The organism is Cryobacterium sp. AP23, from assembly GCF_054075385.1.
This window is the reverse complement of record NZ_CM133415.1, coordinates 3,064,637-3,089,387: the sequence shown is the minus strand read 5'-3', so window position 1 is coordinate 3,089,387 and position 24,751 is coordinate 3,064,637. Positions and strand designations below refer to the sequence as shown.

Annotated in this window: 26 protein-coding genes and 1 tRNA gene; 10 read left to right on the top strand and 17 right to left on the bottom strand. The window is 69.0% G+C overall.

Annotation, left to right across the window (positions count from 1 at the left end):
• Positions 1-239: 239 nt before the first annotated feature.
• The gene (locus ACU5E9_RS14705; protein WP_456810646.1) at positions 240-1,073 is read right to left on the bottom strand and encodes an inositol monophosphatase family protein; all 834 of its coding nucleotides are present in this window, start codon (positions 1,071-1,073) and stop codon (positions 240-242) included.
• A 121-nt stretch (positions 1,074-1,194) separates the two neighbouring features.
• Positions 1,195-1,276 (bottom strand) — tRNA-Tyr (locus ACU5E9_RS14700).
• A gap of 155 nt (positions 1,277-1,431) precedes the next feature.
• Here ACU5E9_RS14700 and ACU5E9_RS14695 point away from each other — a divergent pair.
• A complete protein-coding gene (locus ACU5E9_RS14695) occupies positions 1,432-2,448 on the top strand; it encodes a LacI family DNA-binding transcriptional regulator (RefSeq protein WP_456810645.1) in 1,017 nt (338 codons plus the stop codon).
• A gap of 63 nt (positions 2,449-2,511) precedes the next feature.
• Positions 2,512-3,000 carry a YajQ family cyclic di-GMP-binding protein gene (locus ACU5E9_RS14690; protein ID WP_456810644.1) on the top strand — a complete coding sequence of 163 codons (489 nt, stop codon included), beginning with the start codon at positions 2,512-2,514 and terminating at the stop codon, positions 2,998-3,000.
• 63 nt (positions 3,001-3,063) lie between these two features.
• On the opposite strand, the gene ACU5E9_RS14685 is transcribed toward ACU5E9_RS14690, so the two are convergent.
• From ACU5E9_RS14685 to ACU5E9_RS14670, 4 genes are read right to left on the bottom strand one after another with little or no spacing between them, the layout of a single operon-like run.
• Entirely contained in the window at positions 3,064-4,077 is a 1,014-nt protein-coding gene (locus ACU5E9_RS14685; RefSeq protein WP_456810643.1) for an alpha/beta hydrolase, read from the bottom strand.
• A 34-nt stretch (positions 4,078-4,111) separates the two neighbouring features.
• Entirely contained in the window at positions 4,112-5,509 is a 1,398-nt protein-coding gene (locus ACU5E9_RS14680) for an FAD-dependent oxidoreductase (RefSeq protein ID WP_456810642.1), read from the bottom strand.
• A gap of 10 nt (positions 5,510-5,519) precedes the next feature.
• A complete protein-coding gene (locus ACU5E9_RS14675) occupies positions 5,520-6,590 on the bottom strand; it encodes a polyprenyl synthetase family protein (RefSeq protein ID WP_456810641.1) in 1,071 nt (356 codons plus the stop codon).
• Positions 6,591-6,621: 31 nt separating this feature from the next.
• A complete protein-coding gene (locus ACU5E9_RS14670; RefSeq protein WP_456810640.1) occupies positions 6,622-7,347 on the bottom strand; it encodes a class I SAM-dependent methyltransferase in 726 nt (241 codons plus the stop codon).
• 64 nt (positions 7,348-7,411) lie between these two features.
• Between ACU5E9_RS14670 and ACU5E9_RS14665 the strand changes: the two genes are divergently transcribed.
• Positions 7,412-8,644: an isochorismate synthase gene (locus tag ACU5E9_RS14665; protein WP_456810639.1), complete on the top strand. Its 1,233-nt coding sequence runs from the start codon at positions 7,412-7,414 to the stop codon at positions 8,642-8,644.
• A gap of 102 nt (positions 8,645-8,746) precedes the next feature.
• Here the strand turns inward: ACU5E9_RS14665 and ACU5E9_RS14660 are convergent, their stop codons facing one another.
• The 3 genes from ACU5E9_RS14660 to ACU5E9_RS14650 all read right to left on the bottom strand — a co-directional run bounded on the left by ACU5E9_RS14660 (position 8,747) and on the right by ACU5E9_RS14650 (position 11,384).
• Positions 8,747-9,052, bottom strand: a complete 306-nt coding sequence (locus ACU5E9_RS14660) for a hypothetical protein (protein ID WP_456810638.1) — start codon at positions 9,050-9,052, stop codon at positions 8,747-8,749.
• A gap of 150 nt (positions 9,053-9,202) precedes the next feature.
• The gene (gene menD, locus ACU5E9_RS14655; protein WP_456813550.1) at positions 9,203-10,954 is read right to left on the bottom strand and encodes a 2-succinyl-5-enolpyruvyl-6-hydroxy-3-cyclohexene-1-carboxylic-acid synthase; all 1,752 of its coding nucleotides are present in this window, start codon (positions 10,952-10,954) and stop codon (positions 9,203-9,205) included.
• On the bottom strand, positions 10,947-11,384 hold the full coding sequence (locus ACU5E9_RS14650) for a PLD nuclease N-terminal domain-containing protein (RefSeq protein ID WP_456810637.1): 438 nt from the start codon (positions 11,382-11,384) through the stop codon (positions 10,947-10,949). The genes menD and ACU5E9_RS14650 overlap by 8 nt, the downstream gene beginning before the upstream one ends.
• Positions 11,385-11,454: 70 nt before the next feature.
• On the opposite strand from ACU5E9_RS14650, the gene ACU5E9_RS14645 reads away from it, so the two are divergent.
• Positions 11,455-11,745, top strand: coding sequence for a DUF4229 domain-containing protein (locus ACU5E9_RS14645; protein ID WP_456810636.1), 291 nt, complete (start codon positions 11,455-11,457; stop codon positions 11,743-11,745).
• Between the two features lie 19 nt (positions 11,746-11,764).
• On the opposite strand, the gene ACU5E9_RS14640 is transcribed toward ACU5E9_RS14645, so the two are convergent.
• The 3 genes from ACU5E9_RS14640 to ACU5E9_RS14630 are packed head-to-tail and all read right to left on the bottom strand — an operon-like array spanning position 11,765 to position 14,940.
• Positions 11,765-12,814, bottom strand: a complete 1,050-nt coding sequence (locus tag ACU5E9_RS14640) for a 1,4-dihydroxy-2-naphthoate polyprenyltransferase (protein ID WP_456810635.1) — start codon at positions 12,812-12,814, stop codon at positions 11,765-11,767.
• 51 nt (positions 12,815-12,865) lie between these two features.
• Complete coding sequence (locus ACU5E9_RS14635; protein ID WP_456810634.1) at positions 12,866-14,020, bottom strand: AMP-binding protein; 1,155 nt, start codon at positions 14,018-14,020, stop codon at positions 12,866-12,868.
• Between the two features lie 8 nt (positions 14,021-14,028).
• Positions 14,029-14,940 carry a 1,4-dihydroxy-2-naphthoyl-CoA synthase gene (locus tag ACU5E9_RS14630; RefSeq protein ID WP_456810633.1) on the bottom strand — a complete coding sequence of 304 codons (912 nt, stop codon included), beginning with the start codon at positions 14,938-14,940 and terminating at the stop codon, positions 14,029-14,031.
• A 179-nt stretch (positions 14,941-15,119) separates the two neighbouring features.
• On the opposite strand from ACU5E9_RS14630, the gene ACU5E9_RS14625 reads away from it, so the two are divergent.
• The 5 genes from ACU5E9_RS14625 to ACU5E9_RS14605 are packed head-to-tail and all read left to right on the top strand — an operon-like array spanning position 15,120 to position 18,237.
• Entirely contained in the window at positions 15,120-15,479 is a 360-nt protein-coding gene (locus tag ACU5E9_RS14625; protein ID WP_456810632.1) for a hypothetical protein, read from the top strand.
• Entirely contained in the window at positions 15,476-16,552 is a 1,077-nt protein-coding gene (locus tag ACU5E9_RS14620; protein ID WP_456810631.1) for a sigma-70 family RNA polymerase sigma factor, read from the top strand. Before ACU5E9_RS14625 ends, ACU5E9_RS14620 begins: the two co-directional genes overlap by 4 nt.
• A 51-nt stretch (positions 16,553-16,603) precedes the next feature.
• Positions 16,604-16,936, top strand: a complete 333-nt coding sequence (locus tag ACU5E9_RS14615; RefSeq protein WP_456810630.1) for a DUF7882 family protein — start codon at positions 16,604-16,606, stop codon at positions 16,934-16,936.
• Positions 16,933-17,196 (top strand): hypothetical protein, encoded by a 264-nt coding sequence (locus ACU5E9_RS14610; RefSeq protein ID WP_456810629.1) that lies wholly within the window; start codon positions 16,933-16,935, stop codon positions 17,194-17,196. Before ACU5E9_RS14615 ends, ACU5E9_RS14610 begins: the two co-directional genes overlap by 4 nt.
• Positions 17,197-17,256: 60 nt before the next feature.
• Positions 17,257-18,237, top strand: coding sequence for an o-succinylbenzoate synthase (locus ACU5E9_RS14605; RefSeq protein ID WP_456810628.1), 981 nt, complete (start codon positions 17,257-17,259; stop codon positions 18,235-18,237).
• A gap of 149 nt (positions 18,238-18,386) precedes the next feature.
• On the opposite strand, the gene ccsB is transcribed toward ACU5E9_RS14605, so the two are convergent.
• The 5 genes from ccsB to ACU5E9_RS14580 are packed head-to-tail and all read right to left on the bottom strand — an operon-like array spanning position 18,387 to position 23,066.
• Entirely contained in the window at positions 18,387-19,343 is a 957-nt protein-coding gene (ccsB, locus tag ACU5E9_RS14600; RefSeq protein ID WP_456813549.1) for a c-type cytochrome biogenesis protein CcsB, read from the bottom strand.
• Positions 19,344-19,395: 52 nt separating this feature from the next.
• Positions 19,396-21,069, bottom strand: coding sequence for a cytochrome c biogenesis protein ResB (resB, locus tag ACU5E9_RS14595; RefSeq protein WP_456810627.1), 1,674 nt, complete (start codon positions 21,067-21,069; stop codon positions 19,396-19,398).
• A complete protein-coding gene (locus ACU5E9_RS14590; protein ID WP_456810626.1) occupies positions 21,053-21,814 on the bottom strand; it encodes a cytochrome c biogenesis CcdA family protein in 762 nt (253 codons plus the stop codon). The genes resB and ACU5E9_RS14590 overlap by 17 nt, the downstream gene beginning before the upstream one ends.
• Positions 21,815-21,816: 2 nt before the next feature.
• Positions 21,817-22,425 carry a TlpA family protein disulfide reductase gene (locus ACU5E9_RS14585; protein ID WP_456810625.1) on the bottom strand — a complete coding sequence of 203 codons (609 nt, stop codon included), beginning with the start codon at positions 22,423-22,425 and terminating at the stop codon, positions 21,817-21,819.
• The gene (locus tag ACU5E9_RS14580; RefSeq protein WP_456810624.1) at positions 22,422-23,066 is read right to left on the bottom strand and encodes a histidine phosphatase family protein; all 645 of its coding nucleotides are present in this window, start codon (positions 23,064-23,066) and stop codon (positions 22,422-22,424) included. Before ACU5E9_RS14580 ends, ACU5E9_RS14585 begins: the two co-directional genes overlap by 4 nt.
• A 79-nt stretch (positions 23,067-23,145) precedes the next feature.
• On the opposite strand from ACU5E9_RS14580, the gene aspS reads away from it, so the two are divergent.
• Positions 23,146-24,459, top strand: a complete 1,314-nt coding sequence (gene aspS / locus ACU5E9_RS14575) for an aspartate--tRNA(Asn) ligase (protein ID WP_456813548.1) — start codon at positions 23,146-23,148, stop codon at positions 24,457-24,459.
• The last annotated feature ends 292 nt before the right edge of the window (positions 24,460-24,751 follow it).

Genomic DNA, 24,751 nt, shown 5'->3' with positions numbered 1-24,751 from the left:
GGTACTTTCGGCGCGATTGACGGGACGAGATGCTCGTCATTCCGGCCAAGCGAAAGTAACGAATAGGTAAAGGCTAGCGGGCGGGCCGCCTCTGCGCCATCTCGGGACGCCGCAAAACCCACGATTCCGTTCCACACCGGCCCTCCCGAGCCGTCGTCGCCGACCCTCGAGGGCACCCGAAAACCGAGTGCTGGCCTGCAATTGCTTGGGATCCGGGCCGCCCAGCAGCGGCCTCATCCTCATATGTCGTCGTCGGCCATAAATTCGTTGAAAAGATTCATCAGGATCGGCTCGGTCGTGGCGTACAGATCCGGCGCGGCGGCGATGAGAAGGTTGATGCCTTCACGGTCGTCCCCGAACGCGCCGACCCGGGCCCCGGCCTCGGCCGCCACGAGCCCGCCGGCGGCGTGGTCCCAGGGGTTGAGTCCGCGTTCGTAGTACAGGTCAAGCCGGCCGGCCGCGACCGAGCACAGGTCGAGGGAGGCCGCGCCCATCCGGCGGACGTCGCGCACCTGGTGGATGAGGCCGTGCAGCACCTTGGCCTGGCGGCTGCGCCGCACCGAATCGTAGGAGAAGCCGGTGCCGAACAGGGCGAGCGACAGCGGCACCCCGGTCTTCACCTGCAAGCGGCGCCCGTTCAGCTCCGCCCCGCCGCCGGCGTGCGCGGAGAAGAGCTCGTCGATGGCCGGGTTCCGCACCGCGCCGGCCAGGGCACGCCAGCCGGCCGGGTCGGCGTCGCCCTCGACGACGGCGATGCTCACCGCGTAGAACGGGATGCCGTAGAGGTAGTTGACGGTGCCGTCGATGGGGTCCACCACCCAGGTCAGCCCCGACGTGCCGGCGGTGGCGGTGGATTCCTCGCCGTGGAAGCCGTCGTTCGGCCGCGCGTCGGCCAGCAGGCCCCGGATCAGCGCCTCGGTCTCCCGGTCCGCCAGGGTCACGACGTCCTCCGGGGACGACTTCGAGGCGGCGATCTCCACCCCTTCCACGCGTCGCCGGTGAGCGAGCTCCCCGGCGGCGATGGCGGTCTTCTGGGCGAGGGCGAGCAGTTCGCGGGCGGCGGGAGTGGTCATCCGCCCACGCTACGCCCCACGGCCCGCCGGCGACAGGAGCCGCACGTGACCGTGCCGTTAACGCAGGAAACGCGCCGGCGGACGGCGCGTTTCCTGGTGTTTTTTCACTACTTCACTGCTGTGGCGAGTGCGAGATTCGAACTCACGAAGGCTACGCCGTCTGATTTACAGTCAGATCCCTTTGGCCGCTTGGGTAACTCGCCAGTGCATACCCGACCATATGTAACCACGTGACCGGAGACGCTCAGACAGAATACAAGCCAGAGGGCCCAAGTGCGAAATCAGAGGGGGCAGCCGGTCATCGAAGCGGTGGATATGATCACTTCACACCCCTCTTGCGCGCCGGTTAGGAACCCGAATGGTCGGAATCGACGAGGTCGCCCGTCGAGCGGGCGTCTCCACCGCCACGGTCTCGCGCGCCCTGAGCGGAAACGGGCACGTGTCCCCGGCGACCCGGCTCAAGGTCAAGGCCGCGGCGCTGGAGATGGGCTACGTCGTGTCGTCGAACGCGTCCAGCCTGGCGTCGGGCCGGATGAAGAACATCGGCGTGGTGGTGCCGTTCCTCAACCGCTGGTTCTTCTCCAGCGTCGTCGAGGGCGCCCAGAAGGCGCTGCTGCACAACGGCTACGACCTCACCCTCTACAACCTCACCGGCGGCGGTGAGGAGCGGCGCAGCGTGTTCGAGCACTTCCTGCTGCGCCAACGGGTGGATGCCGTCATCGCGATCTCCCTCGAACTGACCGAGAGCGAGGTGGCCCGGTTGCATGCCCTGGGCAAACCGCTCGTCGGCGTCGGCGGCCCGATCACCGGTGTGCGCACCCTCACCATCGACGACGTCGCAGTGGCCCGGCTCGCCACCGAGCACCTGCTGGCCATGGGCCACACCCGCATCGCCCACATCGGCGGCAACAAGGACTTCGACCTCGACTTCCACCTGCCCACCAACCGGCGGTTCGGTTACGAAGCGGCGATGGAGGCAGCCGGCATCGGCACCTTCCCCGAACTGTTCCAGCCGGCGGACTTCACCATCCGGGGCGGCTATCAGGCCGCCAAGCAGCTGCTCGGCAGCCCGCACAACCGGCCGACGGCCATCTTCGCCGCGTCCGACGAGATGGCGATCGGCTGCATCCTGGCCGCCCGCGACCTGGGCCTGATCGTGCCGCGGGATGTCTCGGTGATCGGCATCGACGACCACGAACTGGCCGACTTCTTCGGCCTGAGCACCATCGCGCAGTTCCCGCAGGGCCAGGGCGCCACGGCCGTCGAGATCCTGATGGACCAGCTGCACCCGGGCCAGCACGACCAGGCGGTGCTGAACACCCCGATGCCGTTCGAGCTGATCGTGCGCTCGAGCACGGCCCGGCCCGGCGACTGACCGGCGCGGGCCTGTGGCGCCGCGGATGGGCGGCATCCGGCCCTTCTCGGTAACATGGCTCCCATGGCAGATTCTACGTTCGACATCGTCAGCAAGGTCGACCCCATGGAGATCGACAACGCGCTCAACCAGGCTCACAAAGAGGTGGCGCAGCGTTACGACTTCAAGAACGTCGGCGCATCCATTGAAATGAGCGGCGAGAAGGTGCTCATGAAGGCCAACACCGAGGAGCGCGTCAAGGCGATCCTCGAGGTGTTCGAATCGAAGCTGATCAAGCGGGGCATCTCGCTGCGCAGCCTCGACGCCGGCGACCCGTACCCGTCCGGCAAGGAGTACCGCATCGAAGCCAGCATGAAGGCCGGCATCGACCAGGAGAACGCGAAGAAGATCAACAAGATCATCCGCGACGAGGGCCCCAAGGGCGTCAAGAGCCAGATCCAGGGCGACGAACTCCGCGTGTCCTCCAAGAGCCGCGACGACCTGCAGTCCACGATGGCCCTCCTCAAGGGCAAGGACCTCGACGTGGCCCTCCAGTTCGTCAACTTCCGCTAACCCACCCCAGGTCACGCGAGCCGTGAGCTAAGCCCCAAAAGCGCGCGATTTTTGAGGCTTTCCTCACGCCTCGCCAGGTGCGTGGGGCGCGTAGGTGCGCAGCCACCGGGTTATCGCGGAGTAGGCGGCTTGGCGGGGAACCTCCGCGGAGAGGATCACGTCGTGCAAGGCGCCCTCGATGCGGGCCACCGTCACCGTGGAGCCCAGCCGCACCGCGGCGCGGGCGATGTCGTCCACCACCAGGACGCTGTCCGTGTGCCGCATCTGCTCGTGCCAGCGCGGCAGGATCGTCGAGCGTGCCGAAAGCAGAGTGAGGATCGGCACGCCGATGCCCAGCCCGGCCGCCACGGCGGCGTGGCCCTCGAGCACAGCGTTCAACCAGGCCCGGTGAGCCGGGAAACCGCGTGCCGGTCGCCAGCGCGTCTCGTAGGACCACTCGCCGCCGAACTCGGCCGAGACCGACCGGGTATAGAAGCCCAGGTCCACCTGCGGCAGGGTGCCCAGCGGCTGCACCCGGGCGCCCAGCTGCACCAACGGCGTGATGAAGGCCCGCCCGGCGCCGCCGGTCTGGAACTCCAGCCAGGGACTGTTCAACACCAGGGCCTCGGCCCGGCCCGGATGCCTCGCCGCCCACAGGCTCAGGGTGAGCCCGCCCGTGGAGTGCCCCATCAGGATCAGGCGCCGACGGGAGGGCCGGTCGGTCGCCTCGCCGTGGCCCATCGCAGCCAGGGCGGCCTCGATATCGGCGTCGTAGCTTGCCAGGTCGGCGATGTAGCCCGGGGTCTGGTGATCGCCGAGGCTGCGCCCGTACTTGCGCAGATCGAGGGCGAAGAACCGGGCACCGGCCCTGTGCCAGTACTCGGCCAGGCCGGCCTGGAAGAAATAGTCCGACCAGCCGTGCACGTAGAGCACATCGGTGCCGTGCGCCGGGCCGAACGGGGCAACGAGGTTTCTCAGCGGCGGCCGGTAGCGCACCAGTGTGGCGACAATATCGCCCTCGCCGTCGCTCCCCAGCTCCAGCGTCAGCGCCTGGAAGTCACTCCCGAGGATGTCTTCCCGCCACCCCGTCTCCCCCATAAAGCCCACCCTAGAACGCGAGCCGTGAGGCCGGCTAGATTTCGGCAGGCACCTGGGGGCGGGAGACCTCGACCATTTCGTGGCGGGGCACAACCTTGATGCGTACGCGGCCCTGCTCGGCGCCGAGGGCCAGCTCGTGCTGGTCGAGGCGGTGCCAGCCGTCGAGGTTGGTGTAGGCCACGCCACGGGACTCGAGAAGCTCCACGATGCTCTGCTCAGCGGGGGATTCCGGGCGCCACCAGTTGCCGACGTCGTTGATCAGGTGCCGCACGGTCTCCATGGCATCGGACTTGGTGTGCCCGATCAGGCCCACCGGTCCGCGCTTGATCCAGCCGGTGGCGTAGACGCCGTACATCTGCTGGCTGGCGGTGCTGGATTCGAATCCGGGCTCGCCCTTCCAGAGCACCTGGCCCTCGCGGTTGGGGATCACGCCGCGCTTCTTGTCGAACGGGATGCCCGGCAGCGACGAACCGTAGTAGCCCACGGCCCGGTAGATGGCCTGGATCGGCAGTTCGCGGATCTCGCCGGTGCCGACAACGCCGCCCTGGCCATCCGGTGCGGTGCGCTCGTACCGGAAACCGCCGACGTGGCCGTTGCCGTCGTCGGTGACCTCCACGGGGCGGGCGAAGAAGTGCAGGTGCAGCCGGCGTGACGCGGCACCGGTCTCGCGCTTCCGCCACTGGTTGAGCACCTTGTCGATCACGAAGACCTGCTTGTTGCTGGCCACGGCCGCGCGGGCGGCATCGTCGTAGTCGAAGTCCTCGTCGTGCACGATGATGTCCACGTCGTTCAGCTCGCCCAGCTCACGCAACTCCAGCGGGGTGAACTTCACCGAGGTGGGGCCGCGGCGGCCGAAGACGTGCACATCGGTCACGGGTGAGGCCTTGAGGCCCTCGTAGACGTTCGCGGGGATCTCGGTGGGCAGGAGGTCGTCGGCGTGCTTGGCGAGCATGCGGGAGACGTCGAGGGCCACGTTGCCGTTGCCGATCACGGCGACGGACTTCGCCTCTAGCGGCCAGGTGCGCGGCACGTCCGGGTGGCCGTCGAACCAGCTCACGAACCGGGCGGCGCCGTAGGAGCCCTCCAGTTCGATGCCGGGGATGGCCAGGTCGGCGTCGTGCACCGCTCCGGTGGCGAAGATCACCGCGTTGTAGTGCTTCTTGAGGTCGTCCAGGGTGATGTCGGTGCCGAAACGCACGTTGCCGAACAGGCGGATGTCCCCCCGGTCGAGCACGTCGCGGAGCGCGTTGATGATGCCCTTGATCCGCGGGTGGTCTGGGGCCACGCCGTACCGCACCAGCCCGTACGGGGCGGGCAGGTGGTCGAACAGGTCGATCGACACGTCGAAGTTCCGCTCGGCCTTCAGGAGGATGTCTGCGGCGTAGATGCCGGCGGGGCCCGCACCGACTATGGCCAATCGCAACTTGGTCATGGAAGCCTTTCTAGCTGGATCGCTCGACGATGGTCTCGGCGAAGCGGGTGAGCGCCTTCTTGACCGAGCCGTTCGGCAGCGGGGCAAGGGCGGCAACGGCATCACGGGCCCATCCGTGGGCCTCCGCGAGGGTCTGGGTGGTCACGTCGTGCTCGCGCAGGGCGGTGATCGCGGCGTCTGCGGCCTCGGTGGCCACTCCCTGGCTCTTCATCACATCGGCCTCGAGCCGTGCGACGAGGTCGGCGGCGCGCGCATCCGTGCCGGCCCGCTCGCGCAGGCGCAGCAGCGGCAGGGTGGCCACGCCGGCCCGCAGGTCGGTGCCGGGCACCTTGCCGGTCTCCTTCGGCTGCGGGGAGAGGTCGAGCACGTCGTCGATGAGCTGGAAGGCGACGCCGATCCGCTCGCCGAACTGCACGACGGGCTCCTCGAACTCCGCGGGGGCGTTGGAGAAGATGATGCCGGCCTGCGCGGCCGCGGCGATGAGCGAGCCGGTCTTGTCGGCGAGCACCTGGATGTAGTGGTCGACGGGGTCTTCGCCGTCCTTGGGGCCGATAGTCTCGTGCAGCTGGCCAAGAACCAGGCGTTCGAAGGTGTCGCCCTGCAGGCGCACGGCGCGTTCGCCGAGCCGGCCCATCAGCTGGTTGGCGCGGGAGAAGAGCAGGTCGCCGGAGAGGATGGCGATGGAGTTGCCCCAGACCACCTGGGCGCTGGGCACGCCGCGGCGCTTGTCGGCGTCGTCCATCACGTCGTCGTGATAGAGCGAGGCGAGGTGGGTGATCTCGATGGCGGCGGCGGCCTTGATGACATCGGGCACGGTGCCGTTGCCGAGGTGCGAGGTGAGCAACGCCAGCATCGGGCGCACCCGCTTGCCGCCGGCGTCGAGCAGGTAGCGGCTGGTGACGGAGGCGATCTCGTCGGCGAAGACGAGCTCGCCGAGCAGGGTCGTCGTGACGTCGTCGAGGCCGGACTCGATGCTCGCGGCCAGGCCGCGGTCGGCGGAGGTGGAGAAGATGCGATCGCTCAGGCCCAGTTGCGACGTTACCGACGGGCTCCGGCGGGCCACGGGGGCGGTCAATTTCACTCTGTCAGCCTAACGATCGGATCTGGGAGTTTCAGGAGGTTGATTCTGGGGCGTGCGCGGTCTTGATTCCGCGGTGCAGAGCCACGATACCGACAGTGAGGTTGCGGTAGGCGACGGCATCGTATCCGGCGTCGCGCAGCCACGCGCTGAGGGTGGGCTGGTCGGGCCAGGCTGCGATGGATTCGCCCAGGTAGTCGTACGCCTCGGCGTTGGAGGACGCGAGCTTCACGATGCGCGGCATCACGTGGTTGAGGTAGGCGAAGTAGCCCACCCGGATGGGCGTGAACGGCGGGGTGGAGAACTCGCAGATGACGACCCGGCCGCCGGGCTTGGTGACCCGGTAGAACTCGGCGATGGCCTTCCTTGGCTCGACGACGTTGCGCAGGCCGAAGGAGATGGTGACGGCGTCGAACTCGCCGTCCGCGAACGGCAGCGCCGTCGCATCCGCCTGCACGAACTCGACGTTGGGGTTGTCGCCGTGCCGTTCGCGGCCGACCTTGATCATGCCCTCGGAGAAGTCGGCGGCCACGACGTGCGCGCCGGTGTGCGCCAGGGCCACACTCGAGGTGCCGGTGCCGGCGGCGATGTCGAGGATGCGCTCGCCCGGTTGCGGGTTCACGGCCCGGGTGGTCGCGACCCGCCACAGGGAGGCGTTGCCCACGGACAGCAGCGCGTTGGTGCGGTCGTAGTGCGTCGAGACCAGATCGAACATGGCTGCGACCTGTGCTGGCTGCTTATTAAGATCTGCTCTACTCACCGGTCCAGTCTAGATTGCGGGGCCGTGGCCCGGGTATCCGCGGGCGCGGGCGTAGGGTAGACGAGTGAATGCGCCTGCTCTAACGGTTGAAACCTCCCCGATTGCCGACATTCGCCAACTGATCCTGTTGCTCGACGAGCGGCAGCCGCTGCTCTGGATGCGCCGCAACCAGGGCCTCGCCGGGATCGGCACGGCCCTCCGCCTCGAGTTCTCCGGGCCCACCCGCATGACGGATGCCGCCGCCGCGTGGCGCGACGTCGTCGCGGCCGCGACCGTGACCGACCCGTTGGTGCGTACCGGGACCGGCCTGTTGGCGTTCGGCACCTTCGCCTTCGACGACTCCTCCAGCCAGACCAGCGTGCTCATCGTGCCCGAGGTGATCGTGGGCCGCGAAGACGGCCAGTGCTGGGTGACCCGCATCTGGCCCACCGGCCAGGCCGCCCCGGAGATCCCGCTGGCGCTGCATCCGCTCGGCCACGAGTACCGCATCTCGCTGCTGCCCGGGGCGCTCAAGCCCGACGGCTACCGCGTGGCCGTCGGCTCCGCCGTCGCGCACATCGGCGCGCAGGACGTGAGCAAGGTGGTGCTGGCCCGCGACCTCGTCGGCCGGCTGCCCGCCGAGAGTGACCTCCGCCGCGCCCTGACCGAACTCGCGCTGGGCTACCCGGACTGCTGGACCTATGCCGTCGACGGCCTGGTCGGCTCCAGCCCGGAAACGCTCATCCGCGCCAACCACAACGAGGTCAACGCCCGGGTGCTCGCCGGCACGATCTCGCGCGGGGTGGATGCCGCGGCCGACATCGAGGCGGCCCTCGCCCTGGCGACCTCGAGCAAGGACGGCGACGAGCACGAGTTCGCGGTGCAGAGCGTGCTGGCCGCGCTCCGGCCGCACACCTCGGTGCTCACCACGAGTGAGATCCCGTTCACCGTGAAACTGCCCAACCTGTGGCACCTGGCCACCGACCTCGAGGGCACCCTGAGTGACGGGTCCACTTCCCTGGACCTGATCGCGGCGATGCACCCGACCGCGGCTGTCGCCGGCACCCCCACGCAGGACGCGCTCGCGCTCATCCGCGAACTCGAGCCCTTCGACCGCGGCCGCTACGCCGGCCCGGTGGGCTGGGTGGGCGCCGACGGCGACGGCGAATGGGCCATCGCGCTGCGCTGCGCGCAGGTCTCCCCCACCGGCGACGTCACCGCTTACGCCGGCTGCGGCATCGTGCTGGACTCCGACCCCGACCGCGAACTGGCCGAGACGAAGATGAAGTTCCGCCCCGTCGTAGAGGCCTTCGGCTAACCCGCCGCGCCCTCCGCCGCAACTGTTCCCCCTGCGGACAAATGGTCCCGGTGTGCCGGGTGCAATTGTCCGGATTGGGAACAGTTGGCCGGGTGATCGGGGTCAGCCGGGCAGGTTGTTGGCCTGGGTCACGATCGAGACGATCACGATCACGTCGACCACCAGGTTGGTGAGCACGGCCAGGATCGAGAGGACCAGGGCGGTGGTGCCGAGTGCCGGGCGGTTCGAACGCCGCCGGGCCAGGACGCCGAGGAAGACACCGACCACGCCGAGGATGAACCCGAGTACGGGCAGCACACCGCACAGGAAAGCCAGGATGCCGGTGATCATCGCGGCGAGGGCGAGCCAGTCGGCGCGCGGGCGGGCAGCCGGGCCGGCCGGCGCCGGTACTGCGGTCCTACTGGGCATCACGCGCTCCTCCACCGTTCCCGCACAACGAGTGCGGCACGGCAACGGTACCAACCCGCCGGCACAACTGTTCCCCGTGCGGACAAATGGTCCCGGCACACCGGGTGCACTTGTCCGAACCGGGAACAGTTCGGCGCGTGACCAGCGCGGCTAGCGCTCGAGCGGGACCTCGACCAGGGTGGGGCGGGTGACCGGCGCCGTCAGGGCGCTCTCCAGGGTGCTCCGGGTGGCGGCGCGGGTGTGGTCCCAGCCATAGGCGGCGGCGAGGGACTCGAGGTCCGCCTGCTGCGGGGTGAACAGCACCCGGTCGATCGCCGTGGGGGCGGCCGTTGACGCCACCTCGAGGCCGTCGAAGATGGTGCCGCCGCCGTCGTTGCCGACGATCACCTGCAGTCGCGGGCGCACCTCGCCGGGTGCGATCAGCATCGAGCCTGCGTCGTGCAGCAGGGTGATGTCGCCGACGAGCAGCCGGGTGGTGCCGGTGGAGCGGGGCTCGGGCCCGGCCTGGCTGGCCAGCGCGATGCCCAGTGCGGTGGCGATGGTGCCGTCGATCCCGGCCAGTCCGCGGTTGGCGTGCACGGGGATCTTCTTGCCGGTGACCCGGGTGTCCAGTTCGCGAATGAGCCGGGAGGCACCGAGCACCAGGCGGTCGTGCGGCCAGGAGGCGCGCCAGACCGCGTCGGCGAGAATCGCGCGGGTGACGGGGGCCTTCATCGCGGCGAACTCGGCCTTGGTCATGCCGTGGACGCCGAACCCGGGGGCATCGAGCTGGGTGTCGGCGGCGAGGATGGAGCGGCTGGCCATCACCCAGCGGCCCGCCCAGGCCCGTGCGTCCCTGGTGCCGGCGGCGGCAAGGGTGGCGGCGTCGGCGGCGACGGCGCGCGTGAACCGGGCCACCCGGTGGCCGGGGTTGTACCACTCGGCGCCGGCCGGGGCCACGACGATGGTCTCCACGTCGTCGCGCAGGACGAGCGCCGGGACTTCCCGGCTGAGGGTGGGGTGGCCGAACACGATCACCCGTTGCACCAGGTCGCCGAAGTCGGCGTCCCGCAGCAGCTCGCGGTAGGCCACGACGAGGTTGGGGCCGAACCGGGCGCCGCTGGACACCTCGGCCAGCAGGGGCCAGCCGGCGGCGCGGGCGAGTTCCTCGGCGGCCGGGCCGGCACCGGCGCCGGCGACCACCACGGTGCGCGGGCCGGGGGCGAGCATCAGCGCCGGGTCGACCTCGGTCGCCATGGCTGCCGGGCGGTCGGGCACCATGTCGCTGCCGGGTGCCAGGTTGAGTTCCAGGGCGGCCGAGAGCGGTTCGCGGAAGGCGAGGTTGAGCTGCACCGGCCCGGGATTGCTTGTTCCGGCGCCGATCGCAGCGCCATGGGCCTCTAGCGCCATGGCGGTCGCGGCGTCGGCTTCGCCCGCTGCACCGTCCGGAGCAGGCACGTCCTGGCAGAGTCGTACCGCGCCGGCGAAGATGCCGGGCTGCACGGTCGTCTGGTTCGAACGGATGCCGCGCAGCTCGGCCGGACGGTCGGCGGTGAGCAGGATCATGGGCACGACGGAGTGGTGGGCCTCGAGCACCGCGGGGTGCAAGTTGGCCACGGCCGTGCCCGAGGTGCAGACCACGAGCGCGGGATCACCGGTTTCGATCGCGAGCCCGAGCGCGAGAAACCCCGCGCCGCGTTCGTCGATTCGCACGTGCAGCCGCACCAGCCCGAGCCGTTCGAACTCGGCCGCCGCCAGGGCGAGGGCCTGGGATCGCGAGCCGGGACTGAGCACGATGTCCTGAACCCCGAGGCGCACGAATTCGGCCAGCAGGGCGACGCTGAAGTCGGTGGCGGGGCTGCCGCTGGTGCTGAAGTCCCGGAACAGGTCCTGCCGGGTCGTCTGCGGTGCCGCCTCAGGCATCCCGTCGGCCCGGCTGGTCACCCTCACCGGGGTCGGTCTTCTTGGGATCCACGCCGGCCGTGCCGGGGCGGGAGGACGGCCCGTCTTCGGGCGGGTCGGTCTTGTCGAAGTCGGCCAGCTCCTGCTCGAGGTCGCGGATGCGCTGGTTCTCGTTCTTGGCCCGGTCCAGGCCGCGGAGGAAGTCGGGGTCGTCGTCGGGCGCCACAGAGCGCATGACGCGGCCGCCGGCCGGCCCGGCCGTGCTGCGACGGCCGCGGCCGATCAACAGCCAGAGGATGGGACCGATCACCGGCAGGAGGATTATCAGGAAAATCCAAACCCACCGGGGCACACCGCGGATGCGGTTGCGATCGAACACCGCGCAGTCCACCACCGTGTAGATGGTGAGAATGACGACGACGACTCCGAGGCCGAACAACAGGCGGAACATGCTGCAATTGTAGGCCGGTCAGCCGTGAGATCGGTGAGTGCGCTCTGGACCCACGGTTTAAGCTGGATCTATGAAAGCTTTTCCAGCCTGGTTGGTGTTCACGGTGCTCCGGGTGCTGATGTTCGTGGTCCCGTTCATCCTGCTGCTCGCCCTCGGGATCGCGGGCTGGCTGGCCGCGCTCCTGGCCGCGCTGATCGGCTTCTGCCTGTCCTACATTTTCCTGCGCACGCCGCGGGACACCGTGGCGCGCGGCCTCTACGAGGTGCGCCACCGCGAGAAGGAGCCCGTGCACCCCGACGCCGCCTCCGAAGACGCCGCGGTCGACCGCGCGAGCGCCGCCGACCAGGACCGCACGAACTGACTGTTGGCGGTCGGGCCCGCTACAGGGCGAAGGCCAGTCCCAGGATGATGCCGTAGAACAGCGCCGCCATGCTGGTGAGCTTGAGCGCAAGGATCAACTCCTTGGCCGTCTTCGCGGTGGCCACGATCAGGCTGGCCGGCAGCGCCAGCAGCAGCACGAACATCGTGAACCAGGCCAGCGGGTAGAACAGCGCGAAGAACGCCGCGATGCCGAACGGCACCAGCAGGAACACGCAGAACACCACGCGGGAGGCCCGCGCGCCGATCCGTACGGCGAGGGTGCGCTTGCCGGCGACCTTGTCCGGCTTGATGTCGCGCAGGTTGTTCACCATCAGTACGGCGCAGGCGATCAGGCCGATAGCCACGGCGCTGAGCCAGCTCTCCAGGTTGACGGTGCCCACCTGCACGTAGGTGGTTCCCGTGGTGGCGACGAGTCCGAAGAAGACGAACACGAAGATCTCACCCAGGCCGAGGTAGCCGTACGGGCGCTTCCCGCCGGTGTAGAACCAGGCCGCCACGATGGCCGCAGCGCCGACGATCAGCAGCCACCAGTGCTGGCTGGCCACGATGAGCGCCAGGCCGGCGAGGGCGGCGATGCCGAAGAAGGCCAGCGCCACGATGAGCACGGCGCGCGGCTTGGCTGCACCGCCGCCGGTGAGGCGGGCCGGGCCGACCCGGTGGTTATCGGTGCCGCGGATGCCGTCGGAGTAGTCGTTGGCGTAGTTCACGCCGATCTGCAGGCTCACCGACACCAGCAGGGCGAGCAGGGCGCGCACCCAGTGGAACTCGCCCGCGTCGCCGGCCACGACAGCCGCGCCGGTTCCGAGTGCTACCGGGGCGATTGCCAGGGGCAGGGTGCGCAGGCGTGCGCCGGAGATCCAGGTGCCGAGACCGGCCGAGCCGGTGGGGGCGGAGGCTGCCGCCCCGTTCCGGCGAGCCGGGTTGCCGGACTTGGCCGCGTTGTGCGGCCGGGCGGGCTGCTTCGCGCCGGCCTTGGCGCCGGTTGCCCGCGCGCCGCCCTGGGGGGATTTCTGCTGTTTGGGGCCGTTCGGCCGCGCTCCTTGTGCCACCTCTTCATGCTACTGGCCCCGGCTGGCGAACCGGCCGGGCCGGAGGCCGGCCTATCCGGCGGCGAGTGCCGCCAGCGCCTGCCGGTCGGGCTTGCCGGACGGCAGCACCGGAATGACCGCGACGGTGACGATGCGAGCGGGGCGGGCGGGATTGCCGAGAGCGGCCGCCACCGCCGTGCGCACCGCGTCCAGGCCGGGCACGTCGGGCCCAGCGTCTGCGGCCAGCACCAGCACCGGCACCTGCCCCCACATCGGGTCGGCGGCGCGCACGACGACGGCCTCGCCCAGGCCGGGCAGGCCGCGCACCACGGTTTCCACGGCGTCGAGCGACACCTTCTCCCCGCCGGAGATGATGACGTTGTCGGCCCGTCCGGAGACGCTGACGGTACCGTCGGCGGCCACGGCGCCGAGGTCGCCGGTGCGGTACCAGCGCACACCGTGCTCGTCGATGAACCGATCGCGGGTGCGGTCGGCGTCACCGAGGTAGCCCTCGGCGAGCACCGCGCCGCTGATCTCCAGCTGGCCGTCGACGGCCCGCACCACGGTGTTGCCGATCGGCCCACCGTTGTAGACGCAGCCCCCGGCGGTCTCCGACGACCCGTAGGTGCGCAGCACCCGGATCCCGAACCGGTCGGCGCGGTCGATCAGGTCGGCCGACACCGCTTGCCCGCCGACGAGGATGCCGGTGAACCGGGTGAGGACCGCGAGGACGCCGGGGTCGGTGGCCGCCGCATCCAGCAGCCGGGCCAGTTGCACCGGCACCAGGGAGGTGAACCGCAGTGGGTGTTCGAGCCGGCCGGCGTACGCGGCGAAGACGGCGGGGTCGAAGTGGCCGGGCGGCAGCAGCACCGGTTCGGTGCCGGCGGCGATGGAGCGCACCAGGACCTGCACACCCGCGATGTAATGCGCGGGCAGGGCGAGCAGCCACTGGCCGTCGCCGCCGAGTGCGACGCTTGACGCCGCGCTCGAGGCCAGCAGCGCGTCGGTGCTGAGCATCACCCGTTTCGGCACGCCGGTGGAGCCCGACGTCTCGATCACCACGGCGACGTTACGCGGCACCGGGCCCAGCCGGTCGCGGTCAGACGGCGCCTGCGCCTCGGCCGCCGGCACCGGCAGCAGCGCCTCGTCGGTCTCGGACAGCGCCAGGCGCAACTCGGCCAGGAACACCGCCGGGTCCACGACCGGCGCGACGCGCACCTCTCTCATCGCCGCGCCTAGAACTGCCAGGGGTATGGTGCCCAGTCGGGCTCGCGCTTTTCCAGGAACGAGTCCCGCCCCTCGACGGCCTCGTCGGTGCCGTAGGCCAGGCGCGTCGCCTCGCCGGCGAAGATCTGCTGGCCCACCATGCCGTCGTCGACGGCGTTGAAGGCGAATTTGAGCATCCGGATGGCCGTGGGCGACTTGGTCAGGATGGTGCGCGCCCAGTCCAGCGCCTCATTCTCCAGCTCTGCGTGCGGCACGACGGCGTTGATCGCCCCCATCTGAAGGGCGCGCTCCGCTGAATACTCGCGGGCGAGGAAGAAGACCTCCCTGGCCGCCTTCTGGCCGACCTGGCGGGCGAAGTACGCGCTGCCGTAGCCGCCGTCGAACGAGCCGACATCGGCATCCGTCTGCTTGAACTTGCCGTGTTCGGCGCTGGCGATCGTGAGGTCGCACACGACGTGCAGGGAATGCCCGCCGCCGGCCGCCCAGCCGGGCACCACCGCGATGACGACCTTGGGCATGAACCGGATCAGCCGCTGCACCTCCAGGATGTGCAGTCGACCGCCCCTGGCCTTGTCGATGCCACTGGCGGTCTCGCCGTCGCCATACTTATAGCCGTCCCGGCCACGGATGCGCTGGTCCCCGCCGGAGCAGAACGCCCAGCCGCCGTCTCGCGGGCTCGGGCCGTTGCCGGTGAGCAGCACCACGCCGATCTTCGGGTTGGTGCGGGCGTCCTCGAGCACCGCGTACAGCTCGTCGACTGTGTGCGGCCGGAAGGCGTTGCGCACCTCCGGCCGGTTGAACGCCACCCGGGCGATGCGCCCGCTGAGGTCGTGGTGGTAGGTCACATCGGTGAGCGCGTTGAAGCCCTGCACCAATTGCCACTGGCTGGGGTCGAAAATCTCTGAAACCTGTTCGGGCATACGCCCAGCCTACGCGGCGGTGCGTGACCGCTACGGTCTCGTTTCGCCACACGGCTGAGACCGGTCACACAAGATGAGACCTCTTCAGGTCTACCTCTTCGGCGCTGCTCCCGTCAACCCCTTGAACGGCTCTGGCTGCGAGCAGTGTACTTATCTCACCCGAACGACCGGAGGTGGTCATGTTTCACAGCAGCCCCTCGGCACCCGACACAGCGTTACCCGAACACGCAACTGTCACCAGCGCCGAACCCCAGCACCGTGTCCAGCATTACAAGATTCCCGCCGGCACCACGTTGGTTGCCGATCTCCTCGCCGGCCCCGATCCGTCGGACGTCGAGATCACGGCCATCTCCCCCACCGAATGGCGAATCGCCGACCACGCCATCGACCAGGACGACCCAACCGCCCTCCTGGGATTCATTCAGATCGTCGGCACCGCCTTCGAGGTCACCAACCTCGGTCGTCCGCGCGAACGCGCGTATTTCACTTCCTTTGACCGCGCCACAGCCAGTCTTCTCCCCCGGGGGGTCCTCGCATGAGCACCATCGTCCACACCAATGACACCCGAACCACCACCAGCCGCCCCACGGCCAGCCGCGCCGCCGCGAAGCCGGACACCGCGGAACGACCGGTTTCCGAGCCTTCCAAACCGCTGACCCCGTCGGCGGCGGCCAGCGCCGCCGCCACCTCGAGGTACAGCCGGGCGTCCACGGATGCCTTCGGCGACTACCTGCGCCGCATCGGTAAGGGCCCGCTGCTCTCCGCCGAGGACGAGGTCGACCTGGCCCGCAAGATCGAGGTGGGCCTTTTCGCCGAGGAGAAGATCAACCGCGCCGAGGCCGACGGCAACCCCGTCAGCCCCGAATTCAAGCGCGAACTGATGACACTGGTCTTCGAGGGCCGGCGCGCGAAGAACCACTTCATCGAGGCCAACCTGCGCCTCGTGGTGAGCATCGCCAAGCACTACTCCGGCCGCGGAGTGCCGATCATGGACCTCGTGCAGGACGGCAACATCGGCCTGGTCAGGGCGGTGGAGAAGTACGACTTCATGACCGGCTTCAAGTTCTCCACCTACGCCACCTGGTGGATCCGTCAGGCGATCCACCGCGGCATGGCCGACAAGTCGCGCATGATCCGCATCCCGGTGCACACCGCCGAGAAGCTCAACAAGATCAAGCGCATCCGCCGTGACCTCACCAGCACCCTCGACCGGGAGCCGACCCTCAAGGAGATCGCCGAGCTGTCGCAGATCGCGGTCCGCGACGTCTCCCGCCTGCTGCAGTACGACAACGAACCCATCTCACTGCACGCCCCCGTCGGCGACGGCATCGGCGACATCGCCGAGCTGATCATCGACGACGACCTGCCGCAGCCCGACGAATGCGCCACCATCACCCTGCGCGCCGCGGACATCACCTTCTACCTGGACGCGCTACCCGACCGGGAACGCTCCATCCTCACCGCCCGCTTCGGCCTCACCGGGGATGAACCGCGCACCCTCGACCAGATCGCCGTGATTCAGGGCGTCACCCGGGAGAGAGTGCGTCAGATCGAAAAGCGGGCCTTGGCCCTCCTAAAGGTGCCACGACTCGAACGCTATCTCAGGGACTAAAAGTAGAAATCGGCGTAGCGTGACAGCTAACCCAACTAACGGAGCGGTGCAATGGGCAAGCTGACGTACGACTCCAGCCTCACGGCGGACTTCGATGATCGCGTCCTCGCGCATATCCAGGTGGTCATCGGCGCGAAACTACGCCGGGGCGAGGCGTTCTACTTCACCTGGCGAGACGACCCCCAAGGTGGTGACGGCCGCAGCACGATCTGGATGCATCCGAGCATCCCGCTGGCCTACAAGTACTTCGGGGGTCGTTCGCCCAGCCTGAACCGGGACTGGATCGAAGCCCTGATGCTCACCGCCAACTCATCCGGGGGGCTGCAGATCGTGCCGGAACCGCACCGGCTGGGCACCACGTCAATCGTGAAGGATGACTCGTGAACCGCATCGACATCGTCTACGGCGGCAAGCCGTACACACTGGGTGATCGCACCGTCGAGTCGTTGCGCGCCGAGATCACCGACGCTGTCACCTCCGGCGTGCCGGCCTGGTTGCGGGTGAACAGCGGGGCCGGCCGCTACCAGGATGCCTATCTGCTGATTTCTTCCGGCACCGCGATCGCCGTCGTCGACGTGCAGCCGAACGGCCCCGATGTGGTCCTGACCGACGAAGAAACCTTTATCGCCGATTCCACCGAATGACCAGGCATCCAGGGATTTCCCGCGCCGGGCGCCGGACCCGGATGCTGGCACACTAGAGCCATGCTCCCCTCACTGCACGACGTGCTCGCCACCGCCCGCGTGGTCGACCTTCCTCTTGTCACCCGGTTTCGCGGGCTCACCAGCCGTGAAGCCGTGCTGATCGAGGGTCCCGCCGGTTGGACGGAGTTCTCCCCGTTCGTGGAGTACGCCGACGAGGAGGCCGCGGCGTGGCTGCGGGCCGCGCTGGAATTCGGCTGGCAGGAGACGCCGGCGACGCTCCGCGACCGGGTGCCGGTGAACGCGACAGTTCCGGCCATCGACGCGGCGGAGGTGCCCGCGCTGCTGGCCAGGTTCCCCGGCTGCCGCACCGCCAAGGTGAAGGTCGCCGATCCCGGCCGGACCCTGTCCGAAGACGTGGAGCGGGTGCGCGCGGTGCGGAAGGTCCTCGGCCCGGAGGGACGCATCCGCGTGGACGCGAACGGGCTCTGGAACGTCGACGAGGCCGAACACGCCATTCACGCCCTGGCCGAGTTCGACCTCGAGTACGTTGAGCAGCCGTGCGCGACCATCGAGGAGCTCGCCGAGATCCGCCGCCGCACCGACTACCTCGACCTGCCGATCGCCGCGGACGAGAGCGTGCGCAAGGAATCGGACCCCCTGCTGGTGTCGCGTTCCGGCGCCGCCGACCTCCTCGTGGTGAAGGTGCAGCCGCTCGGCGGCATCCGCGCGGTGCTCGCCATCCAGGCTGAGACCGGCCTGCCGCTGATCGTCTCCAGCGCCCTGGACACGTCGGTGGGAATCTCGATGGGTGCCTTCCTGGCGGCGGCGCTGCCAGAACTGGACTACGACTGCGGCCTCGCCACGGCGTCGCTGCTGGCCGCCGATGTGACCCGCGAGCCGCTGCTGCCGGTTGACGGCAGCATCCCGGTGCGCCGGGTGGTGCCGGATGCTGACCTGCTCGACAGCTACGCCGCCTCAGCGGAGCGCCGCGACTGGTGGCTCGCCCGCATCACCCGCGTGCACGCTCTGCTCTCCGACTAACGACACACACTTACGTCGCGAGGTCTCGACAAGCTCGACCAACGATCGGGCACTACACACACGGACGTCACGACGGCGACCCCGGAACGCAACCACTCGCCGGTCGAGCTTGTCGAGACCCCGCGAGACGGCCTCGCCAAACGCGGGGGTTAGAGGCCGGAGTAGGCGTGCAGGCCCTTGAAGAAGACGTTCACGATGCCGAAGTTGAACATCACGGCGGCGAAGCCGACGATGGCCAGCCAGGCCGAGCGCGTTCCGCGCCAGCCGCGGGTGGCCCGCGCGTGGATGTACCCGGCGTAGATCACCCAGATGATGAAGGTCCACACCTCTTTGGTGTCCCAGCCCCAGTACCGGCCCCAGGCGCGTTCCGCCCAGACCGAACCGGCCATGAGGGTGAACGTCCAGAGGATGAAGCCGATGATGTTGACCCGGTAGGCCAGGTTCTCCAGGGTGAATGCTGACGGCAGCGTGGAGAGGAACCGCAGCCGGCTGGGCTTGTCGGATCCGACGCGCTCCTCGCGGCGGGACTGCAGCAGCTGCACGAACGACAGCGCGAACCCGAGCGCGAAGAACCCGGTGCCCAGCGACGCCACGAACACGTGGATGACCAGCCACACCGACTGCAACGCCGGCGGCAGCGGGGCGACCTCGACGTAGTACTTCAGGGCACCGATGCCGAGCAGGATCAGGATCAGCCCGGTGACGAAGGTGCCCAGGAAGCGCAAGTCGATGCGGGTGAGCACGATCAGGTACACCGTGACGATGAGCAGCGTGCCGGTCATCGCGAACTCGTACATGTTCGCCCACGGCACCCGGTCGGCGGCGATGCCGCGCAGCACGGCGGCCACGAGGTGCAGGCCCCAGGCGAGGATGGTCAGCGAGACGCCGACCCGCAGGCTGGCCGAGCGGCCGTACGGGGTGGCCGCGTCGTTCGCGATCCGCGCGCTGATCCGGGTGAGCGTGGCGGTGCCTCCCCCGGTCCCGGCCGTGCCGGCCACTGCGGAGGCGTCCCCGGCGGAGGCGGCGGCATCCGCGGAACCCGCGGCGGCGCTGCGCTTGGCCAGGTCGATGGCGAAGGCGATGAACGCCAGCGCGTACACAGCCATGGCCGAGTACAGGCTGAGGATCGAGAGCTCGTTCAGATTCACGCTTTACAGCCTAAGCGGGTTCGGTCGATTTACCGACCGGGCTGTTTCGCTCCAGCAGGGCGGTGTGCCGGTCGGCGAGGGCGGTCACCGCGGACTCCAGTGCCGGGTCCTCGCCGCGGGCGAGGCCGGCGTATTCCAGCCGCACCGTCCCATCCGGCTGCTCGATGGCCTTCACCCACAGGCGCCGGCGCGGCACGAACAGGGAGGTGAGCAGCCCGCCGAGCACGAGCACGGCGAACAGCAGCACCCAGCCCTGGGTGGGGTCGTGGTGAATGTCGAACGACGCGAATCGCAGCACCGAACCGGAGTAGTCGCCCTCTGCCGCGTCCGGGGTGGCGTTCTCGAAGGTGACCGAGCCCAGCCCGTTGGGCAGTTCCTGGGTCTCGCCGGGCTTGAGTTCGAGCGGTTTGATGTCGCTGGTGCGGGTGGCCAGCGGCTCCATGGTGTCGGTGTCGAGGGCGTACACCGAGGTGGGCACGCCATCGTTGATCCCCAGGTCGCCCGCGTACACGTTGAGGGTGAGCACCGGGTATTCGAGGTCGGGGAAGCTGGAGAAGTATGAGCCGGTGCTGGTCTTGTCCTGGGTCGGGTAGAAGAAGCCGACCAGGCCCACCTGCTCGGCCAGGCCGTCCGGCACCTTCACGATGCCCAGCGAGGTGAGGTTGGCGTCCTGCGGCAGGAACGGCACGGAGTCGGTGAAGACGACGGTGCCGTCCGGGTCTTTCACCGTGATGGTGGGCGCGTAGCCGTTGCCGAGCAGGTAGACGCTGGTGCCGCCGGTGCGCAGCGGGTCGTTGACTCGCACGGCGCCCGGGTCGGCGTCGCCGCCGCGCGGCGTCACGGTGACGTCCGCGGTGAAGTCGACCGGCTGGCCGAACGCTTCCAGGTTCTGGGTCTCGTAACTCACCTCGAAGTCGTCCAGGGTGAGCTTGTACGGGTCGAGGCCGGTGTCGTTGAAGAACCGGCCCGGGTTGAACGAGTCGTAGGCCAGCAGCGTGTTCACGAAGGTCTGGCCTTCCACGAGCACCCGCTGGCCGCTGAAACCGAAGCCGCTGCCGAAGCCCACGACCACGAGCAGGCCCACCAGGGCGGAGTGGAAGACGAGGTTGCCGGTCTCACGCAGATAGCCGCGCTCGGCCGAGACCGAGAACTCCTTCGGGCTGTCGAACAGGGCGACCCGGTACCGGCCCTGCTTGAGCAGGGTGCGGGCGGATGCGACGGCGGTGGCCGCATCCATGCCGGCGGGAGCCGTGCGGCTGGTGAACCCGGCCAGCCGGCCGAGGCGGGCGGGGGTCTTGGGTGGTTTGGCCCGCAGCGCCTGGAGGTGGTGTTTGGTGCGCGGGATGACGCAGCCGATCAACGAGATGAACAGCAGCAGGTAGATAGAGGAGAACCAGGCCGAGGAGTACACGTCGAACGCCTGAACCTTGTCGAGGATCGGTGCGAGGTCCGGGTTGTCGGTGAAGTACTGGGTGACGCCGTTCGGGTCGGAGCTGCGCTGGGGCACCAGCGAGCCGGGCACCGCGGCGATCGCGAGCAGCAGCAAGAGGAACAGCGCGGTGCGCATGCTGGTGAGCTGGCGCCAGAACCAGCGCAGCGTGCCGACGAAGCCGAGCTTGGGCTGGGTGATGCCGTCGCCGGAGGGCGCCGGGGCGGAATCGATGTGGTCAGATGGCCGGGACATAGCTGCCAATCACCCCTTGCAGGTTCAGGAGCCAGGCATTCCACACGCCGCTCACCATGAGCACCCCGATAACGATCAGGAGCACGCCGCCGAACAGGTTGATTGCCCGGATGTGACGCTTGAGAAAGGCTACGGCCCCGGTGGCCCAGTTCAGGCCGAGGGCAATCAGCAGGAACGGGATGCCAAGGCCGAGTGCGTAGAACAGCGCCAGCAGGCCGCCCTGCCAGGGCGAGCCGGTGCTCAGGCTGAGCGAGTTGATGGCGGTGAGGGTGGGCCCGGTGCACGGGGTCCAGCCGACCGCGAAGACCGCGCCGAGCACCGGGGCTCCGGCCAAGCCCATCCGTGGCCGCCAGGAGGTTTTGATGGTGCGCTGCATGGCCCCGAACTGGCCGACGAACACCAGGCCGAGCAGGATCACGATCGCGCCGGCGATGCGGGTGATCAGGTCGCGGTACTGGTTGAGCCAGAAACCGGCGAAGCCGAAAACCACCCCGGTGAGCACGAAGACCAGGGTGAAGCCGAGGATGAAGAGGGCCACGCCGAGCAGCAGCCGGTTGCGTCCCCGGCGCGCGGAGAGTTTCGAGCCGCTGCTGCCGTCGGCGAACCCGCCAATGTAGGCGAGGTAACCGGGCACGAGCGGCAGGATGCAGGGCGAGGCGAACGAGACCAGCCCGGCCAGCACCGCGATCGGGATCGCCAGGAACAGTTGCCCGCTGAAGACGATCTCGCCGAAGGGATTGCCCACGCCTAGCCGTCCTCGGCAATCGTGTCTTTAACCAGGGTTTCCAGGATGGACGGCGAGGTGACCTGGCCGAGGATGCGCGCGGCGACCCGGCCGGAGGAGTCGAGCACCAGGGTGGTGGGCACGGCGTTCGGGGGAATGTCGCCGCTGAAGGCGAGCTGCATCCCACCACCGTCGACATCCATCACCGAGGGGTAACTGATGCCGTAGCTGTCGTTGAAGGCGATGGCGCTGGCGGCCTGGTCGCGCACGTTCACGCCCAGGAAGCTGGCACCCTGATCGGCGAATTCCTCGCTGATCTCCTTGAGGTCTGGAGCCTCGGCGCGGCAGGGGGCACACGCGGCGTACCAGAAATTGACCACCAGGACCTCGCCGGCATAATCGGCGGAGCTGACCGTCGACCCGTCTTCGAGGGTGCCGTCGAACTCGACGGGCTCGCCGCGGTCCTCAGCGGCGATCTCGGTGACGCTGCCGTCACCGGCGATGTAGCCCTTGCCGCTGCCCTCCGTGTACTGCCTGGCCAGGTCGTCGGAGCTGGTGCAGCCGGCCAGGGCCAGGGCGCAGACGAACAGGCCGGCGAGAAGTGCCGGGACCCGGCGCGGTCGGCGGTTCACACGGCCCCCACGTCGTTGGCGGCCACCAGGAGGGCGGCGGCGGGGCTCGAGTAGGCGACCTCGACCGGCGCGTCACCGCGCCAGGACAGCGTGGTGATGCTGGACAGGTCGCAGCGGCGCTTGCGCGGGTCGTGGGCCAGACGTTCGTTGGCGAGGGCCCTGTGCACCATCCAGATCGGCAATTGATGGCTGACCAGCACAACGTCGCCGTCGTCCACCGACTGGAAGGCGTCGTCGATGGCGGCGAGCATCCGGCCGGAGATGGAGCGGAACGGTTCGCCCCAGCTGGGCCGGGCCGGGTTGGTGAGGCTGGGCCAGTTGCGCGGGTCGCGCAGCGCTCCGCCCGGGCCGCGCATCCGCTTGCCCTCGAACCGGTTGACCGGTTCGATGATGCGGTCGTCCACGTCGATGGGCAGGCCGAAGGCCGCTGCGACGGGTGCGGCCGACTCCTGGGTGCGCTGCAGCGGCGACGCGATGAGGCGCACGACGGGGCGTCCGCGTTCGACGAGGTCTGCGGCAGCCGCCTCGGCCATCTGGCGGCCCAAATCGGACAGCCGGAAGCCGGGAAGTCTGCCGTAAAGCACGTGCTGGGGGTTGAAAACCTCACCGTGACGCACGAGATGTACCTGGCTAGCTACCACGTCGTCCAGTCTACGGAGGGGTCACCCGCGAATTCGCCGAGAGCTGTGCGGCTAAACTTGGGGGGTGAATGCTCGCGTACTGATTAAGAACCTCGCTGCCCTCGACGACGGTCTCGTCTCCGTGTCCGGGTGGGTCGAAACCGTCCGAGACCAGAAGAAGGTGCAATTCGTCGTTCTGCGCGACGAATCCGGCGCCGTGCAGCTGGTGAATCCACGCACCACGGATGCCGAGGGAGTCGTTGTCGACGACGAGCCGGCCACCACCATCTCCTCGCTGTCCCAGGGCAGCTTCGTCACCGTGACCGGGCAGCTCAAGCACGACGAGCGCGTCAAGCTCGGCGGCATCGAGATCAAGCTGGCGTCCCTCGAGGTCGTCACCCTGGCGATCCCGGAGACCCCGATCGCGGCGGACTCCAGCCTGGACAAGCGCATGGACTGGCGCTTCCTCGACCTGCGCCAGCCCAAGGCCAACCTCATCTTCCGCATCCAGACCACGTTCGAGCACGCGCTGCGCACGTACTGGATCGAGAACGACTTCATCGAGCTGCACACCCCGAAGCTGATGGCCAGCGCGAGCGAGTCCCGCGCCGAGCTGTTCGAGGTGGAGTACTTCGAGCGCAAGGCGTACCTGGCGCAGAGCCCGCAGTTCTTCAAGCAGATGGCGCAGTCCTCCGGTTTCGGCAAGATCTTCGAGGTGGGGCCGGCGTTCCGGGCCGACCCGTCGTTCACCAGCCGCCACGCCACCGAATTCACCAGCGTCGACTCGGAGATCAGCTGGATCGACAGCCACGAAGACGTCATGCAGCTGCACGAAGACCTGCTCGTGGCTGCGTTCACCGCGGTCAAGGCCAAGCACGGCGAGGAGGTTCTCGCGCTGTTCGGCGTCGAGGTCACCGTTCCGAGCACCCCGTTCCCGCGCATCCCGCTGGCCGAGGCCAAGGAGATCGTCAAGAGCCGCGGCTACGAGGTTCCCCGCGACGACGACGACATGGACCCCGAGGGCGAGCGCCAGATCGCCGCGTACGTCGCCGAGACCTACGGGCACGAGTTCGTGTTCCTCACCGACTACGCGTCGAGCATCCGCCCGTTCTATCACATGCGCCACGAGGGCGACGCGAGCGTCACCAAGAGCTACGACCTGATCTTCAACGGCACCGAGATCTCCACCGGTGCGCAGCGCGAGCACCGCATCGACGTGCTCGTCGAGCAGGCCATCGAGAAGGGTCTCGACCCGGCAGAAATCGCCGGATACCTGGACTTCTTCCGTTACGGCGTGCCGTCGCACGGTGGTTTCGGCATGGGCCTGGCCCGTGTGCTGATGCTAATGCTGCACCAGGCGTCCATCCGCGAGGTCACCTACCTGTTCCGCGGCCCGACCCGCCTGGAGCCGTAACCTCCGCATCCCGCTTCCCACGTCGCGCCTGTCCTCGGACAGGCGCGACGTTACGTTAACCCGGCCAGCCAACCTCGCCAGCCCAACCACCCCCGCCGGTCGAGCCTGTCGAGACCCCGCCAGACAATCCCGCCAACGCCCCCTCGACAAGCTCGACCAACGAGGGGGAACGACACGCACGCACCTCACCAGGTCTCGACAAGCTCGACCAGCGTGGGGGCGCGACGTGCAGGCACGTTACGGCACCGCTCTGGCCGGCATGCGGAACTTTTTTGAAAAGGACCAAACCTTT